The sequence below is a fragment of the Citrobacter youngae genome (assembly GCF_003818115.1).
GTDB classification, from domain to species: domain Bacteria; phylum Pseudomonadota; class Gammaproteobacteria; order Enterobacterales; family Enterobacteriaceae; genus Citrobacter; species Citrobacter youngae.
Window position 1 is genome coordinate 129,286 of record NZ_RPOI01000018.1, and the last position, 15,328, is coordinate 144,613.

Annotated in this window: 18 protein-coding genes and 1 pseudogene; 8 read left to right on the forward strand and 11 right to left on the reverse strand. The window is 51.6% G+C overall.

Features of this window, described 5'->3' with window-relative positions; translation table 11 throughout:
• Positions 1-67: 67 nt before the first annotated feature.
• Positions 68-1,000 (forward strand): DNA-binding transcriptional activator PunR, encoded by a 933-nt coding sequence (gene punR / locus EHN13_RS16405; protein ID WP_048211767.1) that lies wholly within the window; start codon positions 68-70, stop codon positions 998-1,000.
• Here punR and purR read toward each other — a convergent pair.
• Entirely contained in the window at positions 997-2,022 is a 1,026-nt protein-coding gene (gene purR, locus EHN13_RS16410; protein ID WP_048211766.1) for an HTH-type transcriptional repressor PurR, read from the reverse strand. The genes punR and purR overlap by 4 nt on opposite strands.
• A gap of 297 nt (positions 2,023-2,319) precedes the next feature.
• Here purR and cydH point away from each other — a divergent pair, with 297 nt between their 5' ends.
• Positions 2,320-2,409, forward strand: coding sequence for a cytochrome bd-I accessory subunit CydH (cydH, locus tag EHN13_RS16415; RefSeq protein WP_003029209.1), 90 nt, complete (start codon positions 2,320-2,322; stop codon positions 2,407-2,409).
• Between the two features lie 178 nt (positions 2,410-2,587).
• The gene (locus EHN13_RS16420) at positions 2,588-3,757 is read left to right on the forward strand and encodes an MFS transporter (protein WP_048211765.1); all 1,170 of its coding nucleotides are present in this window, start codon (positions 2,588-2,590) and stop codon (positions 3,755-3,757) included.
• A 40-nt stretch (positions 3,758-3,797) separates the two neighbouring features.
• On the opposite strand, the gene sodB is transcribed toward EHN13_RS16420, so the two are convergent.
• Both sodB and EHN13_RS16430 read right to left on the reverse strand, forming a co-directional pair.
• Complete coding sequence (gene sodB, locus EHN13_RS16425; protein ID WP_048211764.1) at positions 3,798-4,379, reverse strand: superoxide dismutase [Fe]; 582 nt, start codon at positions 4,377-4,379, stop codon at positions 3,798-3,800.
• A gap of 127 nt (positions 4,380-4,506) precedes the next feature.
• The gene (locus EHN13_RS16430) at positions 4,507-5,337 is read right to left on the reverse strand and encodes a C40 family peptidase (protein ID WP_048211763.1); all 831 of its coding nucleotides are present in this window, start codon (positions 5,335-5,337) and stop codon (positions 4,507-4,509) included.
• 334 nt (positions 5,338-5,671) lie between these two features.
• Here EHN13_RS16430 and grxD point away from each other — a divergent pair, with 334 nt between their 5' ends.
• A complete protein-coding gene (gene grxD / locus EHN13_RS16435) occupies positions 5,672-6,019 on the forward strand; it encodes a monothiol glutaredoxin 4 (protein ID WP_003832760.1) in 348 nt (115 codons plus the stop codon).
• Between the two features lie 53 nt (positions 6,020-6,072).
• On the opposite strand, the gene rnt is transcribed toward grxD, so the two are convergent.
• From rnt to EHN13_RS16455, 4 genes are all read right to left on the reverse strand, one after another.
• A complete protein-coding gene (rnt, locus tag EHN13_RS16440) occupies positions 6,073-6,720 on the reverse strand; it encodes a ribonuclease T (RefSeq protein ID WP_101742547.1) in 648 nt (215 codons plus the stop codon).
• A gap of 94 nt (positions 6,721-6,814) precedes the next feature.
• Complete coding sequence (gene gloA, locus EHN13_RS16445; RefSeq protein WP_003029198.1) at positions 6,815-7,222, reverse strand: lactoylglutathione lyase; 408 nt, start codon at positions 7,220-7,222, stop codon at positions 6,815-6,817.
• Between the two features lie 97 nt (positions 7,223-7,319).
• Positions 7,320-8,417 carry an alkene reductase gene (nemA, locus tag EHN13_RS16450; RefSeq protein ID WP_061067855.1) on the reverse strand — a complete coding sequence of 366 codons (1,098 nt, stop codon included), beginning with the start codon at positions 8,415-8,417 and terminating at the stop codon, positions 7,320-7,322.
• 54 nt (positions 8,418-8,471) lie between these two features.
• Positions 8,472-9,071, reverse strand: coding sequence for a TetR/AcrR family transcriptional regulator (locus EHN13_RS16455; RefSeq protein ID WP_048211760.1), 600 nt, complete (start codon positions 9,069-9,071; stop codon positions 8,472-8,474).
• Positions 9,072-9,172: 101 nt separating this feature from the next.
• On the opposite strand from EHN13_RS16455, the gene EHN13_RS16460 reads away from it, so the two are divergent.
• The 3 genes from EHN13_RS16460 to sodC all read left to right on the forward strand — a co-directional run bounded on the left by EHN13_RS16460 (position 9,173) and on the right by sodC (position 10,961).
• Complete coding sequence (locus EHN13_RS16460; RefSeq protein ID WP_048211759.1) at positions 9,173-9,412, forward strand: DUF1289 domain-containing protein; 240 nt, start codon at positions 9,173-9,175, stop codon at positions 9,410-9,412.
• A 49-nt stretch (positions 9,413-9,461) separates the two neighbouring features.
• A complete protein-coding gene (locus tag EHN13_RS16465) occupies positions 9,462-10,358 on the forward strand; it encodes an aldo/keto reductase (RefSeq protein ID WP_061067856.1) in 897 nt (298 codons plus the stop codon).
• 81 nt (positions 10,359-10,439) lie between these two features.
• A complete protein-coding gene (sodC, locus tag EHN13_RS16470; protein ID WP_101742545.1) occupies positions 10,440-10,961 on the forward strand; it encodes a superoxide dismutase [Cu-Zn] SodC in 522 nt (173 codons plus the stop codon).
• Here the strand turns inward: sodC and EHN13_RS16475 are convergent.
• The 3 genes and pseudogenes from EHN13_RS16475 to EHN13_RS16485 form a co-directional block, all read right to left on the reverse strand.
• Positions 10,937-12,977 (reverse strand): annotated as a pseudogene (locus EHN13_RS16475) (FUSC family protein). The gene sodC and the pseudogene EHN13_RS16475 sit on opposite strands and share 25 nt — an antisense overlap.
• On the reverse strand, positions 12,974-13,837 hold the full coding sequence (locus tag EHN13_RS16480) for an efflux RND transporter periplasmic adaptor subunit (protein WP_048211756.1): 864 nt from the start codon (positions 13,835-13,837) through the stop codon (positions 12,974-12,976). The pseudogene EHN13_RS16475 and the gene EHN13_RS16480 overlap by 4 nt, the downstream one beginning before the upstream one ends.
• 2 nt (positions 13,838-13,839) lie before the next feature.
• Entirely contained in the window at positions 13,840-14,076 is a 237-nt protein-coding gene (locus EHN13_RS16485) for a DUF1656 domain-containing protein (RefSeq protein WP_005127177.1), read from the reverse strand.
• Between the two features lie 192 nt (positions 14,077-14,268).
• Between EHN13_RS16485 and slyA the strand changes: the two genes are divergently transcribed.
• Complete coding sequence (gene slyA, locus EHN13_RS16490) at positions 14,269-14,709, forward strand: transcriptional regulator SlyA (RefSeq protein WP_124021749.1); 441 nt, start codon at positions 14,269-14,271, stop codon at positions 14,707-14,709.
• A gap of 48 nt (positions 14,710-14,757) precedes the next feature.
• On the opposite strand, the gene slyB is transcribed toward slyA, so the two are convergent.
• Positions 14,758-15,225, reverse strand: a complete 468-nt coding sequence (gene slyB / locus EHN13_RS16495) for an outer membrane lipoprotein SlyB (RefSeq protein ID WP_003029175.1) — start codon at positions 15,223-15,225, stop codon at positions 14,758-14,760.
• Positions 15,226-15,328: the final 103 nt, after the last annotated feature.

The following is a 15,328-nucleotide window of genomic DNA, read 5'->3' on the forward strand; positions in this document are numbered from 1 at the left end:
TGAGTGTAATTCTCGCTGTGAAACGCTAATATTTGCTTACTGATTTCAAATTTTTTGCAGGCAGAATATGTGGTCTGAATATTCACTTGAGGTGGTTGATGCGGTGGCGCGTAACGGTAGCTTTAGTTCGGCCGCGCAGGAGTTGCACCGCGTACCTTCGGCGGTAAGCTACACAGTGCGCCAACTGGAAGAGTGGCTGGCTGTGCCACTTTTTGAACGTCGTCATCGGGACGTGGAATTAACGCCTGCAGGTGCGTGGTTTTTAAAAGAAGGCCGATCTGTTATCAAAAAAATGCAGATCACCCGTCAGCAATGTCAGCAAATTGCCAACGGCTGGCGCGGGCAGTTGGCGATTGCAGTCGATAACATTGTCCGCCCGGATCGTACCCGCCAGATGATCGTGGATTTCTACCGCCATTTCGATGATGTGGAACTTCTGGTCTTTCAGGAGGTGTTTAACGGCGTCTGGGACGCGCTTTCAGATGGTCGGGTGGAGTTAGCTATCGGAGCAACGCAGGCCATTCCGGTAGGGGGGCGCTATACGTTCCGGGATATGGGAATGCTGAGCTGGAGTTGCGTGGTGGCCAGTCATCATCCGTTGGCGGCAATGCCGGGACCGCTCAGTGACGATACGTTGCGCAACTGGCCATCGCTGGTACGCGAAGACACGTCCCGTACGCTGCCAAAGCGTATTACCTGGCTACTGGACAACCAAAAACGCGTCGTGGTGCCTGACTGGGAATCATCGGCCACCTGCTTGTCAGCCGGACTCTGTGTCGGGATGGTACCGACGCATTTTGCCAAACCGTGGATCGATAGCGGAAAATGGGTGGCGTTACAGCTGGAAAATCCGTTCCCGGATGCCGCATGCTGTCTGACATGGCAACAGAACGATACGTCGCCGGCATTGAGCTGGCTGCTGGACTATTTAGGGGATAGCGAAACGCTGAACAAAGAGTGGCTGCGGGAGCCGGATGAGGCTCCCGCACAACAGTCTTAACGACGGTAATCGCGGAACGGGCCGTCGGCCACGGAGCGACGTTCTACCAGGCGTGGGTGTACCTCAATGGACTGCGATTCTTCACGTTTATTCACGATTCGGTCTAACAGCATGTTGAAGGCCGTTTCACCAAGTGAATCTTTTGGCTGATGGATGGTTGTCAGCGCAGGGGTGAAGTAACGGGCGTTGCGCACGTTGTCGTAACCGATAACTGAGATATCCTGCGGCACGCGCAGCCCCATCTCATCTGCGGCACACAGCGCACCCATCGCCATAATATCGCCACCACAGAATACGGCGGTTGGGCGATGTGACTGGGAGATGATTTGCTGCATAGCGCGGTAGCCGGATTCAGGCTCAAAATCACCCTGGACAATCCAGTTGTCAGGCACTTTAATCAGCGCTTCTTCCATCGCTTTCATGAAGCCAGCCAGGCGGCCTGCGCCGGTATTACGCTCCATAGGTCCTGGGATCACGCCGATCTCACGATGACCGCGTTCAATCAGATACCGGCCTGCCATGTAACCGCCTTCGAAAGCGTTATCAATGACGGTATCGGTAAAGTCGGCTTTTGCTTCGCCCCAGTCCATAACCACCATTGGAATATGGCGATACTCTTCGAGCATGGAAAGCAGTGATTCCGGATATTCTGAACACATTACCAGCAAGCCATCTACGCGCTTTTGCGCCATCATAGACAGATAAGCCTGCTGTTTTTCGAGACTGTTCCAGGCGTTGCCCAAAATCAGGGTGTAGCCTTTCTGGAAACAATTTTTCTCAACGGCCTCGATAATTTCGGCGAAATATGCCGCTTCGCTGCTGGTTGCCAACAAACCGATCGATTTGGTGTGATTCACCTTCAGGCTACGTGCAACTGCGCTAGGGGAGTAGTGCAGCTCTTTGATCGCTGCCCAGACAGCGTTGCGCGTTTCTTCAGCGACAAAGCGCGTTTTGTTAATTACGTGTGATACGGTTGTAGTGGAAACGTTTGCTCGCTTCGCTACATCTTTAATAGTTGCCATTACATCTCACTCCAGACCATATCCTAAGCTCCTGAGAATACTCCAGGTAAACGTTTGCCTTCACACACCCTCAACGCAACGTCAGGGTTGCGGCACGCCGGGAAAACGACACGGAACGTCAGGAAGGGGTCAATGGCCGGTACGCTAATCAAGTAAGCGTGGAATTTTGTCTGATCTTAACGAAAAGGGGAAGAGTTAAAAGCAGTTATCAATATAAATCGTGAGAGATTTTTGCTTTCAAGTGTGTAAAAATGCGCAATATCACTTTTTGTGTGGGAATAAAAAGGAGAAAACTTGATGAGCACCGATCTGAAATTTTCGTTAGTAACGACCATAATTGTTCTGGGCCTGATTGTCGCGGGTGGCCTGACTGCAGCACTGCACTGATTTCCCCCCGAGGGAGTTCGCTCTCCCTCATCCTTTCTGCTTGCCTTTTCCGTCCTATTTTTTGCAAATAAGCAAAAGTCTTTTGCAGTTTTGTTAACTTTATTAATTTTGCGATCAATGTCATGCTTTTGACTCTTATGATGTGTCGTGCCAAGGCTCGACGTTACGGAGTCGATAGATGAAACTCAATTATCCTTTACTGGCGCTGGCGATAGGTGCGTTTGGCATTGGAACGACCGAATTTTCTCCTATGGGGTTGCTACCCGTCATTGCCAAAGGCGTGGATGTATCCATTCCGGCCGCAGGGATGTTAATCAGCGCGTATGCGGTAGGCGTGATGGTTGGCGCCCCGCTGATGACATTACTGCTGTCCCATCGTGCGCGTCGCAATGCGCTTATCTTCCTGATGGCCATTTTTACGTTGGGTAATGTACTTTCGGCGATATCTCCGGATTACACGACGCTGATGCTGTCGCGCATTTTGACCAGTCTTAACCACGGGGCATTTTTCGGCCTTGGCTCTGTGGTTGCCGCAAGCGTGGTGCCCAAACACAAACAGGCCAGTGCCGTAGCAACCATGTTTATGGGGTTAACAATTGCCAATATTGGCGGTGTTCCCGCAGCAACCTGGCTTGGGGAAACCATCGGCTGGCGTATGTCCTTTATGGCGACGGCGGGACTGGGTGTTATCGCCATGGTCAGCCTGTTCTTCTCATTACCCAAAGGTGGGGCAGGAGAGCGCCCGGATGTCCGCAGCGAACTGGCGGTACTCATGCGTCCGCAGGTGTTGTCGGCTCTGCTGACGACCGTTCTGGGGGCCGGGGCGATGTTTACGCTTTATACCTACATCTCACCCGTGCTGCATAGCATTACTCATGCTACACCGGCGTTTGTCACCGCTATGCTGGTGCTGATTGGCGTTGGGTTCTCTATCGGTAACTATCTGGGGGGTAAACTGGCTGACCGTTCGGTTAACGGTACGCTAAAAGGCTTTTTACTGCTGCTGATGATTATTATGCTGGCGATACCTTTCCTTGCGCGTAATGAGCTGGGTGCGGCCGTGAGTATGGTGGTGTGGGGTGCAGCAACGTTTGCGGTGGTTCCGCCGCTGCAGATGCGTGTGATGCGCGTTGCCAGCGAGGCGCCTGGATTGTCATCGTCAGTTAATATTGGCGCGTTTAATCTGGGGAATGCCCTGGGAGCGGCGGCTGGTGGGGCGGTAATTTCCGGAGGGTTGGGCTACAGTTTCGTACCGGTAATGGGGGCGATTGTGGCGGGACTTGCGCTACTGCTGGTCTTTGTCTCGGCAAGGAAACAAGCGGAAGAAGTCTGCAACGCAACGAATTAAAAACAAAAACGCAGAAGGGAAACCCTTCTGCGTTGTCATCTTATGCTGCGAAGTTTTTCGCAACAAATTCCCAGTTCACCAGTGCCCAGAAGTGTTCCAGGTAGCCAGGACGGGCATTACGATAATCGATGTAGTAAGCATGTTCCCACACGTCAACGGTCATCAGCGGCGTCGCGTCAGTCGTCAGCGGTGTACCTGCGTTGGAGGTGGACACGATAGCCAGTTTGCCATCCGTTCCTTTGACCAGCCAGGTCCAGCCAGAACCGAAATTCTTGATAGCGGCATCGGTGAATTGTGCTTTGAAGTCTGCAAAGCTGCCAAAGGAGGCGGCAATCGCTTCGGCCAGTTTACCGGTCGGCTCGCCACCTGCGTTCGGGGCCAGGCAGTTCCAGTAGAACGTGTGGTTCCAGACCTGGGCTGCGTTATTGAATACACCACCTTCAGAGCTACGTACGATCTCTTCCAGTGATTTACCTTCAAACGCCGTGCCTTTAATCAGGTTATTCAGGTTAGTAACGTAAGTCTGGTGATGTTTGCCATAGTGGTATTCCAGCGTTTCGGCAGAAATGTGCGGTGCCAGAGCATCTTTGGCATACGGTAATGCAGGTAATTCGAACGACATTGCTTCTCTCCTTATTATTTATATTGAGTACACACAATAGCCTCATTGTGAGTAAGGATAGGGTAGCAAATTGAAAGGTTATGCAAAAGAAGAACTTACCCTACAGCATATTCTGTAGGGTAAGTTTTTAGCGAATTGTTTTCGGCGTCATTACACGGCGAGCGCCCACGTAGTGGCGTTGCCAGTAATCTTCGCTCAGAGAGGTTATTTGAATTTCCTGACCGCTGCGTGGAGACTGGATAAATTTACCATTGCCGACATAGACGCCAACGTGGTCGGCGGTACCGCGACCTTGCGTGCGGAAGAAGACCAAATCACCGTTTTTCAGTTCGCCACGTTCAATCGGCGCAGCGTCGCGCAGGTGATACATTTCATTGGCGGTACGTGGAATGCGGAACTTGACCAGATCTTTGTATGCGTAATAAACCAGCCCGCTGCAATCAAAACCGGTTCTGGGTGAGGTGCCCCCCCAACGGTAAGGTTTGCCGATTTGGTTCATCAGGGTAGACATGGCGGTTTTGGTTGCTTTCTGTACTTTCACTTTATGTACATCAGCAACGGCTGTTGGCGCAGTCGTCTTCACTTTTACACAACGTGGCTTATGACCTTTGCGCGGGGTACATTTTTCAGTCCAGGTGACGGCGGGGGATTGTATTGCCGCTGTTTTACTACGACGGTTTGCTGTTTTCGTCGATTTTGCCGGAGTCGCTGTGCGTTTTTTGGAGGAGGAAGCCGTTTTCGTACTGGTTTTACTGGTGTTTTTTGTCGCCGTTTTCTTGTTGGTTTTTGTTGCTTTTTGGCTGGCTGTTGCGCTTTTCTTTTTATCTACCGTCTTGACGGTGTGGGAAGCGGTAGGTGTCGTCCTGGCCTGCTTGGAAGCATGAGCCATAGGCGTAAAAGGCAGTGTGGTAAAAAGTAAAGCACAGAGCGTGATCGAGATTCGGTTTATCCGCGCCACTGAGCAGTCCTCTGGTAAGGCAGGTCTATCGTGCCTGCGTGTGATTTTCAAAACTTGACGATTCTAATCTATAGAAAGAGGGAAAGTTAATAGCTTTTTTCGTTTAAAACTACGTTTCGTAACCGACCGCAAAAAAAAACAGCAATTCAGGGCGTAATTGGTGAACAGATAATCAAATCCACAGGCTCCATGCGGATAAATGAGATTGTGAATGCAACTTTTAACGACAGGCGATAAAATAATATCGCGTAATGAAAATGTTATTTTCCGTTACCTGCCTGACCCGCTACAATGTCAGACTACTGCCGTAAAAGAAGTTTAAGGAAGCAAGATAATGAGCACCACTATCGAAAAAATCCAGCGCCAGATCGCTGAAAACCCGATTCTCCTGTACATGAAAGGTTCCCCAAAACTGCCAAGCTGCGGTTTCTCTGCTCAGGCTGTGCAGGCGCTGTCAGCCTGTGGTGAACGCTTTGCTTACGTTGATATTCTGCAGAACCCGGATATTCGCGCCGAACTGCCGAAATACGCAAACTGGCCGACCTTCCCGCAACTGTGGGTTGATGGTGAGCTGGTTGGCGGTTGTGACATTTTGATCGAAATGTACCAGCGCGGTGAGTTGCAGCAGCTGATTAAAGAAACAGCTGCGAAATACAAAACCGAAGAGCCGGACGCTGAGTAATATCAGCAGAAGTAAAAAAGCGACCTGAAATGGTCGCTTTTTTTATGTCGCCGTTACGCTTCTTCAGGCAAGGGAAGAGGCCAACCGCCGAGACGTTTCCAGCGGTTAACGATTTCGCAAAACAGCACGGCCGTACGTTCGGTGTCATACAGTGCCGAGTGTGCCTGATTCCCGTCAAACTCCATTCCCGCCGCCAGGCACGCTTTTGACAACACCGTTTGCCCCAATGACAGACCGCTTAATGCCGCTGTATCAAAGGTGACAAACGGATGGAACGGATTACGTTTCAGCGAGGCGCGTTCTGCTGCTGCCATCATGAAACTGTGGTCGAACGTAGCGTTATGCGCCACCATGATTGCCCGATTGCAGCCGCTGTCTTTAATGCCTTTACGCACCATTTTGAAGATGGCATGCAGAGCGTCATATTCGCTGACCGCGCCACGCAGCGGGTTGCTCGGGTCGATACCGTTAAATGCCAGCGCTTCGGGTTGTAAATTCGCCCCTTCAAACGGTTCAACGTGGAAATGTAACGTCATGTCCGGCATCAGCCAGCCTTGTTCATCCATTTTCAGAGTGATGGCGGCAATTTCAAGCAGCGCATCGGTTTTGGCGTTAAATCCTGCTGTTTCGACATCAATGACGACAGGATAAAAACCACGAAAACGGTCACACAGACCGGAAAGTTGAGCGTTATCGGACATCTGGGTCTCTTAATACGGGAAAATTGCAGCGCGTATTATGGCAAAATGATGAGTATAAAACTACGGGCACAGACGATCTGCGCCCGAGGGGGGGTTAGTCGCCCAGACCGCGGCCGGCGTCTTTTTCTTCGATCAGCTCAATTTTATAGCCGTCCGGATCTTCAACAAACGCGATCACAGTTGTGCCGCCTTTTACCGGACCCGCTTCACGCGTTACGTTACCGCCGTTTTGACGAATACGTTCACAGGCCTCTGCCGCGTTATCTACGCTCAGGGCGATATGACCGTAGGCTGTGCCCAGCTCATACTTATCGACACCCCAGTTATAAGTCAGTTCGATCACCGCTTCGCTGGTTTCCGGGCCGTAGCCGACAAAGGCCAGAGAGTACTTGTATTCAGGGTTTTCGCTGGTACGCAGCAGCTTCATGCCCAACACGTTAGTATAAAACTCGATGGAACGCTGCAGGTCACCCACGCGCAGCATGGTATGAAGTAAACGCATCTTTTTCCCCTTCGAAAATGGCTAATACATTCAAAATGTTGTTTTAGTATAGCGGCGTTGTTACGCCGCTATCAATGGCAGAACTGAGTTTGTGAGGTTACAGGGTAGGATAATCGGTATAGCCTTCAGCACCGCCGCCGTAGAAACTTTCCGCACGCTGTGGATTGAGCTCGGCTTTACGCTGCAGACGTGCAACCAGATCCGGGTTAGCAATGTAAGCACGACCAAAGGCAACAGCATCGATCAGACCTTTCTCGATCAGTGATTCGGCTTTCTCTGGCGTATAGGCGCCCGCACCAATAATCGGACTGTGGAAACGGGCGCGAACTTTCTCGCGAAACGCGTCTGAATACGGTTCGCCACCAGCCCAGTCTGGCTCGGACATGTGCAGATAAGCAATGCCGCGCTTGCCCAGTTGTTCAATCAGGTACAGAGCATCAGCCTCTTCATTCGGACCGTTGTCGACGTTCTGGAACGAGCCGATAGGGGAAACACGGATACCAATGCGATCGGCACCCCATTCTTTAATACCTGCATCGACGACTTCCAGTACCAGACGAGCACGGTTTTCAACACTACCGCCGTATTGATCGGTACGCTGGTTAGACGTTGGTGACAGGAATTGATGCAGCAGGTAGCCGTGAGCGGAATGCAGTTCAACCATGTCGAAACCCGCTTCGCGTGCGTTGGCAATCGCCTGACGGAAGTCATTTACTATGCCAGGGATTTCTTCGGTTTCCAGCGCACGCGGCATTGAGGTATCGACACGTGTTGCCTGGCCATTTTCATCGCGCAGTGAGGTGCGGGTACCGGCGCTAATCGCAGAAGGCGCAACCGGTGCCTGACCATTTGGCTGCAGACTGGCGTGAGAAATGCGCCCGGTGTGCCACAACTGAACAGCAATATGACCTTGCTCAGCATGTACGGCCGCAGTGATTTTTTTCCATGCGGCAATCTGTGCTTCGCTGTGTAGCCCCGGCGCCCCTGCATAGCCTTTCGCCTGGGCGGAGATCTGCGTCGCTTCGCTGATAATAAGACCTGCGCTGGCGCGTTGACGGTAATACTCGGCCATCAGCGGAGTAGGGATGTCGCCCGGCTCGATGCTGCGCAGACGCGTCAGTGGCGCCATGAATATGCGGTTCGCTGCCGTAATGGCGCCCACTTTCAGTGGGGAAAACAGTTTTTCAGATGACATGTGGCACTCCTGAATAGACCGGTCGTCTAGTAATAAAAGAAATAAAAACGCCTGTTAAACGGCAGGCGTTGTAATGATGGTTTTAACGTGCGCCAGCGCATTTTCCAACGGAGTGGCGCTACGAGAAATCTTGGCCTGGAGGTTGGCGCCCAGCCACAATGCATACAGCACCTGTGCCTGCTGTAACGGCTCGCCAACAAAGGACAGACAGTGATTGCCCCGGCCTTTCTCCAGCGCCTGCGCTAACAGCGCAATAATGTGCCGTGCACCTTTATCCATCGCTGTGCGCATATCCTCTGACAGATCGCACACTTCGGCAGACAGCTTAACGGTTAAACAGCCGCTGATAATCCCGTGCTGGCTAAACTGGTTCAGGGTTTCCTGATAGTAGGCCAGGATACGGTCGCGGTAATTCCCCGCCCCTGTAGCAAAATGCGTAGCCAGTCGCTGATGATAGGCCGCATAGTGGCGTTCCAGCATCGCGACGCCGAACGCTTCTTTAGAGCGAAAATAGTGATAAAACGAACCTTTAGGAACTTCAGCGGTTTTCAGTAGTTCGCTTAAGCCCATGCCGGTGAAGCCGCGCTGCATACACAGCAGTTCGCCGGTCGCCAGCAGATGTTCGCGTGTATCGTGTTCAGTGACTTTGTTCATGGGAAGAAGTGTAATAGACCAGTCGGTCTAATGCAATAGCCCTTGCGAGAAATTCAGTTAACGTCTTCAATAGGTATATCAATCTCACTAAAGGAGGGGATGTGGCCGAACAGCTGGAGTTTTTCCCTGTCCAGAGCCCATGCCGCGGTATATGTCAGTCTGACGAACGCGGATTTTGCCGTGGCTGTTTTCGCAGTCGGGATGAGCGTTTTAACTGGCAGAAAATGAGCGATGCCCAAAAGCAGGAGGTACTGCGGCTTTGTCGCCAGCGCCTGATGCGTAAATTACGCGCAAACAAATCCAACCCGCCGGAAGAACCGCAACAACCTTCACTCTTTTAAAAGCGTAATTGCGTATACTCGATGCACATTCACTTATAAGGAAGCTGCTATGGTTCAGCGTATTACTATTGCGCCGCAAGGCCCGGAATTTTCGCGCTTTGTGATGGGGTACTGGCGCCTGATGGACTGGAATATGTCCGCACGTCAGCTAGTCAGCTTTATTGAGGAACATCTCGATCTGGGTGTCACGACTGTCGATCACGCGGATATTTATGGCGGATACCAGTGTGAGGCGGCGTTTGGCGAGGCGATGAAACTGGCACCGCACCTGCGTGAAAAAATGCAGATTGTGACCAAATGCGGTATTGCCACGACGGCGAAAGAGGAAAACGCGCTGGGTCATTACATCACTGACCGCGCCCATATTATTGCCAGTGCCGAACAGTCGCTGAAGCTGCTGGCAACCGATCATCTTGATCTGCTGTTGATCCACCGTCCCGATCCGTTAATGGATGCAGACGATGTGGCGGAAGCTTTCAAGACATTACATCATAGCGGTAAGGTGCGCCATTTTGGTGTCTCTAACTTCACCCCGGCACAGTTCTCATTGCTGCAATCGCGTCTGCCGTTTACGCTGGCGACCAACCAGGTAGAAATTTCACCGGTACATCAGCCGCTCCTGCTGGATGGCACTTTAGATCAACTACAGCAGTTGCGTATTCGTCCAATGGCCTGGTCCTGCCTCGGCGGCGGTCGCTTGTTTAATGACGATGCGTTCCAGCCATTACGAAATGAACTTGCCGTGATAGCAGAAGAACTGAATGCACAGTCCATAGAACAAGTGGTGTATGCGTGGATCCTGCGTCTGCCGTCGCAGCCACTGCCGATTATTGGCTCGGGTAAAATCGAACGTGTGCGTGCTGCAATTGAATCAGAGTCATTGAACATGTCTCGCCAGCAGTGGTTCCGTATTCGTAAAGCGGCGCTCGGTTACGACGTGCCTTAATCACGTATTCAGCGTTCCGTCGTTCAAATTTGTGTCACTGGATTACACTTATCAGTCAGACACCTGGATGACGGAGGTTGTATGAAACGTTTGAGTTTAGCCATCATCACGTTATTGGGCTGTGCAGGTGCACAGGCTGCCAGTGAGAAGGTGGTGATGAATCTGGTGACGTCGCAGGGCGTTGGCCAGGAGATTGGTACGGTCACTATTGCCGAATCCGCAAAAGGGCTGGAGTTTACGCCTGATCTTAAAGCACTGCCACCGGGTGAACATGGTTTTCATGTGCATGCTAACGGCAGTTGCCAACCCGCTATCAAAGAGGGTAAAGCCTCAGCAGCAGAATCGGCTGGCGGTCATTATGATCCGCATAAAACTGGCAAGCATGAAGGTCCGGAAGGCGCAGGTCACATGGGTGACCTGCCATTGCTGGTGGTAAATAACGAAGGGAATGCGACAACGCCGGTTGTTGCGCCGCGGCTCAAAACGCTCGACGAGGTAAAAGGTAAGGCGCTGATGATCCATGTGGGCGGCGATAATATGTCCGATCAACCGAAACCGCTTGGCGGTGGCGGAGCGCGCTACGCCTGTGGTGTTATCAAATAATCAACTACTGAGAGTGCCCGGCGGTGGCGCCTGTTCGAGTTGTGAAAGCGAGCAGTGTAGCCGCCAGACCAATGCCGATAACTCCTGCGCAGCAGGTTGATGATGGTGGGCAAGCGTATCGCAGATGCGTTGTAGCTCACTCAGCGTGGCATTCAGTGATCGTTGCTGGACGCCACGTTCGCTCATTACATCGCGCAGCAGAGAGATACACACGTCCCTGACCCGAGCCAGCGGATCCGAACGCGCCTCCCAGGTGCGCAGTTGCCACACTACGTGCGAGCAGTTCAGCAATACGACCCCCCAACGTAATAACCAGCGTCGCGCCAGCGCATCCTGACTGTTGCTGAGCTGGCTGACGTGATGATAGGTCAGCGATTCAAATTCGTTTTCATTGAGTGACGGATGGCGGCTAAGTTGATCGACAAAGTTACGCCGTAACGCACGAATATGACGGCGGCTCTTTCTCGCATCAGAACCTGGCCGCAGAATGGCAAAAGCCAGCCACGACAGCGCGACGCCCGTGATCTTCGCCGTATTGTCATTCAAAAAAACTGCAAAATCATAGACGGGAGGATTGGTCACCGCGATGAACGATCCCATAAAGACGATCAGCTGTCCCCAAAGCCCTGCCAGTTTCGGCATCTGTAATTTTAACAACTGCATGGTGGCAAGCAGTGGGAAGAGAAACAGAATAAACTGCCAGAGATCGGTAATTTGTACCATCAGACCGAATTTCACCACAAAACTGAACAGCGACAGCAGGACCAGCGTGCGCATCAGCAAAGAGAGTGATTTGAAGGGGGCTGCTACGGCGGAATACAACACGCAACTGATGGCGGCAAGTGTCAGAGCCCCGGAGCCTGATTCCCATTGTGCGCCAATGCTCCACGCGCCGATTGCCATCAGCGTAATGAAGGTACGCAATCCGCTCCAGAGAGCCTCCGCGTTATCGGTATGACGGGCAAGACCCGGCGTGCGCTCAATATTGATATTATCGACCGTAACCCCCTTTTCCAGTAAGCGCAGATAATGGCTGCTTTTCAGATAGATACGGCAAAAATAGCGCAGACGCTGCCAGAAGGCGACGTGCCGATAGTCATGCTGATCGACGGGGCACAGCGGGGCGATAATCCGCGCTACGGCGTAGCTGTCGGTATCGGGTTTTACCAATGCGTTCAGCAACTGCTCAATGACATTCCGGGTATTTGCCGGGGGGTTGGGCCAGTTCAGTAGCATCCGCCGCAGGCTGGAAATTACGCTGGTCAACCGCAACTGCTGGTGTAACAACGCATTGAGCAAGGTATTTTGACGGCGAAAACGGTAGTGGCTCCAGAACGCCTGAATACGTAGCAGATTCATGGTCAGGATTTGGCCAATCACCCCTTCATGGGCGGTGCGGATAGCATCTGTGGTTTCTGGCTGCCAGAGTAAACTGGCATGCTCCAGCAAACGTGCATGCATATTTTTCAATGCGGTCAGCAGCGTGGTGCCATCGGATGTACTGGGCAGGATCATCATCATCAAGCCGCCACAGAGGATCCCGACAATGACTTCGCACACACGTGCCTGGGCGATATCCCACAGTTGCGTAACCTCTGTAATATGCACCATTGGAAACGCAATAATCGCCGCGGTATAGCCTGCCAGTTGAAAAGCGTAGGCCACGTTGTTGGTGAAATGCGCGCACGCCCAGGTACAAAAACCGATCCAGACTGACATGCTCAACAGAAACAGCCACGGTTCATTGAGTGTATGACCGGCTATAATCAATGCGGCCGTTGCACCAAGTAAACTGCCCGCGATACGCCCCAGACTTTTGCTGATCACGCCACCAACGGTTGGAAAACTGACTACCGCTGCTGATGTCATCGCCCAGTAGGGTTCGTCCAGATTGAGGTAATAGGCGAAGGTTAGCGCCAGACACATCGCAATAGTATTACGCAGCGCGTAACGCCATTGTCCGCTCGTGGCTTTAAACCACGGCAGAATGGCTGGTGTCAGGCGGGGCAGTTTCATTTTTGCTGACCGATGGACACGCTACAGGTTGTCCCCGAAACCAGCGTAACATCGTGCGGAAGGGTATCAAATTCGATACGAACAGGAACCCGCTGCGCCAGACGGACCCACGGAACGTTTGGTTTGATGTCAGGAACCAGACCGGAATTGCTTTCCACGCTCTGATCATAAATAGCGCGACCAATGCTGGAAACGTGACCCTGTAACTTAATGTTGCCGCTGTAGAGAGTGATTAGAGCAGGTGCCCCGTCTTGAATATGGCGTAGCTTGGTTTCTTCGAAATAGCCCATGACATAAAAAGAGTGACTGTCGACCAGAGCAAACAGCGGTTTACCCGTTGAGGCGTAGTCTCCGGTACGGGTTGATAGATTGGTGACCCAGCCTGTGACCGGGGCTTTGACTACCGTTTGCGCCAGTTGCCACTGAGCATGGCGCAAGCTGGCCTGGGCTGCGGCAACAGTCGCCTGCATGGCTTTTACATTGAGCAGTGCACTGTCCAAATCTTCTGCCGAGATGAAATTTTGCGACAAATTGCGGCGACGTCTGGCTTCATTATCGGCTTTGGTCAGATCGGACTGCGCTTTGGCCAACTGAGCCTGTGCATTCAGCTCAGCTATTTGGAAAGGGGTCTTGTCGATAACAAAAAGAATATCGCCTTTGTTAACCAGTTGATTATCTTTAATGTTGAGTTCACTAATGCTGCCAGAGATTTGCGGTGTGATGCTGACCTGTTCAGCGCGGACTTTTCCGTCACGCGTCCATGGAGATTGCATATAGTAATTCCACATCCACCACCCGGCGAGGACGGCGATGACAGCGACTATAATAGTGGAGAAGTATTTAATGGTTTTAAGCGACATAATCACCACGCAATCAACATGACAAAGGCCAGACACACGCAAAGCGTAAAGAGGGACAGATCCATTAACAGGGGATGCCAGATTTCGCCAGAATAGATCCAGTCGCGTAGCAGGCGATGAACAACTAGCCAGAGGATAAATCCTGCAACAAACGCCTTGAAAATAGGGGGGAAGTAGACAGATGCTCCGATCATTAAATCTTGTAGGGGCAATCCTGTTGCATTAAACATAAACTTCACGGGCAAAATCCTTGGCGAAAAGAGCGTTGCTATAGGTTTAGCAAAAAAAGGGACAATGTGTCTCTGTAACGCATAATGTCTGAAAAAATGTCATCCGGTAAGCAAATTTGGCAATACATTTGTTTTGGGAATACAAATGCTGCACACTATTCTAAAATCAGCACAATAACTTAGCAAGCTAATTATAAGGAGATGAAATTGGAATCGCCATTAGGTTCTGATCTGGCACGGTTGGTGCGCATTTGGCGTGCTCTGATTGACCATCGCCTGAAACCTCTGGAGTTGACGCAGACGCATTGGGTTACGCTGCACAACATTCATCAGTTGCCACCGGGTCAATCACAGATTCAACTGGCTAAAGCGATTGGTATTGAGCAGCCTTCATTGGTGCGTACACTCGACCAGTTAGAAGAAAAGGGACTCATTTCACGACAGACTTGCGCCAGCGATCGTCGGGCAAAGAGAATTAAATTAACGGAGAAGGCCGAACCGCTGATTGCTGATATGGAAGCGGTTATCAATAAAACGCGCGGCGAAATTCTGGAAGGGATTTCCGCTGAGGAAATTGATCTGCTGATAAAACTGGTCGCCAGACTGGAACACAATATCATTGAACTGCAGTCGCAGGGCTAAAGCGATCAAAACGACGTGTGGCCAGAGGCTGACCACACGTGAATTCGATTAACGTGGAGACACGGTAACCTGGCTACCATTGTTAGCCATAACAACGCGCTGACCCGCAGAGAATTTGGTCGCACCCTGCTTCTGAACCACCATAATGGTATTACCGTCATCCTTACGAATTTCCAGTTCTACGCCCTGGGTTTTATTCATCGCGCCTTGTACGCCCTGGCCTGCTACGCCACCAGCAACCGCACCTGCAGCTGTCGCTAATGAACGACCGGTACCGCCGCCTACGGTGTTACCGAGGAACCCACCCAGCACAGCACCACCAATAGCGCCAATCACGTTTGCGTCGTCACCACCCTGGATTTGCACCGGACGAACATGAACAATCGTACCGTAGGTAACGTTCTGAACTTGTTTCGCTTCGGATGCGGTATACACGTCACCGGAAAGGCTATCATTGTTAACGCAGCCCGCTAAAGATACGCCCATTAATGAAACAATCAGCACACGTTTAATCATTTACAAATCTCCTTTGTCACCACGAAACGCTAATAAAGCACTCCTCATGGCTAAATTATATGGCATTTGTGAGTCTAAGGTCACATGTTCTACTGGAACAATA

Excerpts from the sequence above, each read along its gene's own strand:
- punR (WP_048211767.1), top strand. The coding sequence starts at position 68 with ATGTGGTCTGAATATTCACTTGAGGTGGTTGATGCGGTGGCGCGTAAC.
- purR (WP_048211766.1), bottom strand. The coding sequence starts at position 2,022 with ATGGCAACTATTAAAGATGTAGCGAAGCGAGCAAACGTTTCCACTACA.
- cydH (WP_003029209.1), top strand. The coding sequence starts at position 2,320 with ATGAGCACCGATCTGAAATTTTCGTTAGTAACGACCATAATTGTTCTG.
- EHN13_RS16420 (WP_048211765.1), top strand. The coding sequence starts at position 2,588 with ATGAAACTCAATTATCCTTTACTGGCGCTGGCGATAGGTGCGTTTGGC.
- sodB (WP_048211764.1), bottom strand. The coding sequence starts at position 4,379 with ATGTCGTTCGAATTACCTGCATTACCGTATGCCAAAGATGCTCTGGCA.
- grxD (WP_003832760.1), top strand. The coding sequence starts at position 5,672 with ATGAGCACCACTATCGAAAAAATCCAGCGCCAGATCGCTGAAAACCCG.
- rnt (WP_101742547.1), bottom strand. The coding sequence starts at position 6,720 with ATGTCCGATAACGCTCAACTTTCCGGTCTGTGTGACCGTTTTCGTGGT.
- gloA (WP_003029198.1), bottom strand. The coding sequence starts at position 7,222 with ATGCGTTTACTTCATACCATGCTGCGCGTGGGTGACCTGCAGCGTTCC.
- nemA (WP_061067855.1), bottom strand. The coding sequence starts at position 8,417 with ATGTCATCTGAAAAACTGTTTTCCCCACTGAAAGTGGGCGCCATTACG.
- EHN13_RS16455 (WP_048211760.1), bottom strand. The coding sequence starts at position 9,071 with ATGAACAAAGTCACTGAACACGATACACGCGAACATCTGCTGGCGACC.
- EHN13_RS16465 (WP_061067856.1), top strand. The coding sequence starts at position 9,462 with ATGGTTCAGCGTATTACTATTGCGCCGCAAGGCCCGGAATTTTCGCGC.
- sodC (WP_101742545.1), top strand. The coding sequence starts at position 10,440 with ATGAAACGTTTGAGTTTAGCCATCATCACGTTATTGGGCTGTGCAGGT.
- EHN13_RS16480 (WP_048211756.1), bottom strand. The coding sequence starts at position 13,837 with ATGTCGCTTAAAACCATTAAATACTTCTCCACTATTATAGTCGCTGTC.
- slyA (WP_124021749.1), top strand. The coding sequence starts at position 14,269 with ATGAAATTGGAATCGCCATTAGGTTCTGATCTGGCACGGTTGGTGCGC.
- slyB (WP_003029175.1), bottom strand. The coding sequence starts at position 15,225 with ATGATTAAACGTGTGCTGATTGTTTCATTAATGGGCGTATCTTTAGCG.